The organism is Streptomyces sp. NPDC007971 (genome assembly GCF_042958635.1).
Taxonomy (GTDB): Bacteria; Actinomycetota; Actinomycetes; order Streptomycetales; family Streptomycetaceae; genus Streptomyces.
This window is the reverse complement of sequence record NZ_JBIBJK010000083.1, coordinates 1-2,011: the sequence shown is the minus strand read 5'-3', so window position 1 is coordinate 2,011 and position 2,011 is coordinate 1. Positions and strand designations below refer to the sequence as shown.

Genomic DNA, 2,011 nt, shown 5'->3' with positions numbered 1-2,011 from the left:
CCCAACCACTCCCGCACCAACCCCAACACACCCACCGCAACACCACGCACCACACCACCCACATCAGCCCCAGCACCCGCACCCGCACCCGCACCCGCACCCGCACCCGCACCAACCCTCACCACCACAACCTCAGGAACCTCCCCACCCCCCTCAACCGCACCCACCAACCCACCCAAATCCGCAAACGACACCACCCCCGGCAAATCCAAACCACCCACCTCACCCACCACCACCCACCCACCACACTCCCCACCAGAACCCACACCCACAGCCGCACCCTCCGCCGGCGCAGCAGACACCCACTCCACCCCGAACAACCCATCACCAACCGACCCCGAACCCACACCCTCAAAAGCCCGCAGAACCAACGAACCCACCGATGCGATCAACCCACCACTCGCATCGGCCAGAGTCAGCGTCACGCCCTCGCCCGTACGTTCCGGGGTCACCCGGACGCGGGCCATGGAAGCGCCCGTCGCGTGCAACTCGACGTGGCTCCATGAGAACGGGATCTCAAGCTTGTCCCGGCGTTCACCGGTCCCCACGATCACGTGCAGAGCGGCGTCCAGCAGAGCCGGATGCACCCCGAAGTCGGCCGCGCTCACACCCTCCGGCAGCGCCACCTCCGCGAACAGTTCCTCCCCACGCCGCCACGCCGCCCGTATCCCCTGGAACACCGGACCATAGACAAGGCCGCTCTCGGCCAACGCCGGGTAGAACCCGGACAGGTCCACGGCGACGGCACCGGCCGGCGGCCACTGCACCAGGCCGACGTCCGTGCCGCTGTCGACAGCCGTGTCGGCCGGCGCCAGCACGCCCGTCGCGTGCCGGGTCCACTCTCCCTCGGGCGCAGCATCCTCGGCCTGGGCGTAGACGGCCACCGCTCGGCGGCCGGACTCGTCCGGTGCCTCCACCGTGAGCTGCACCCGTACCCCGCCCTGAGGTGCGAGCACCAGCGGTGCCTCGACGACCAGTTCCTCGACCTGCCCACACCCGGCCTCGTCAGCCGCGCGCACCGCCATTTCGATCAACGCGGCGCCAGGTACGACCACCTGCCCGGCCACCACGTGATCGGCCAGCCAGGGCTGCCTGGCCAGCGACAGCCGTCCTGTCAGCAGCAGTCCGTCGCTCGCCGGCAGCGTCACGGCGGCACCCAGCAGCGGGTGACCGGGGGTCTCCAGGCCGAGGTCCTCGGCGCGGCTTCCCACAGCGGAGGTCAGCCAGTAGTGCTGCCTTTGGAAGGCATACGTCGGCAGGTCCACCCTCCGCGCACCCGTCCCCGCGTACACCTTGTCCCAACCGACAGCCACGCCCCGGACGAACGCCTTCGCGAGCGCGGTCAGCAGCGCCCGCGGCTCGTCACGCCCCCGGCGCAGCGCCGGCAGCCATGCTTCGGCTGTGTCGCCCGACCCGTCCGCGTCGCCCGCCGTGTTCCCGACCCGGGTCTGCGGGCCCATGCCCGACAGCACGCCGTCCGGACCGATCTCGATGAACGTCCGCACGCCACTCTCACGCAACGCCGCCACAGCGTCGGAGAAACGGACGGCCTCACGAACGTGCCTCACCCAGTACGAGGGGCTGGTCACCTCGTCCGTCACCGTCTGCCCGGTCAGCGCCGACACCATCGCCAGCTTCGGCACCCGATAACCGACCCCGCCGACAACCCGCGCGAACTCCTCCAGCATGGGTTCCATCAACGGCGAATGGAACGCATGCGACACCGTCAAACGACGCGTCCGCGCACCCGCCCGCGCCAACCCCTCAGCAACCGCCAGAACCTCACCCTCCACACCGGAAATCACCACAGCCTTCGGCCCGTTGACTGCGGCAACACCGACACCCGCACGACCCGCAATCGCCTCAACGACCTCCGCCTCAGCCGCCTCGACCGCCACCATCGCACCACCAGCAGGAAGCCCCTGCATCAGACGCCCACGAGCCGCCACCACCGCACACGCATCCTCCAGCGACCACACCCCCGCCACATACGCCGCCGCCAACTCACCGA

1 protein-coding gene is annotated in these 2,011 nt (G+C 70.0%); it reads right to left on the bottom strand.

The genetic code is table 11. From position 1 onward, the window contains the following. A partial coding sequence (locus ACFZCP_RS45865; RefSeq protein WP_391443253.1) for an acyltransferase domain-containing protein occupies window positions 1–1,949 on the bottom strand: 1,949 nt, incomplete at its 3' end. Window positions 1,950–2,011: the final 62 nt, after the last annotated feature.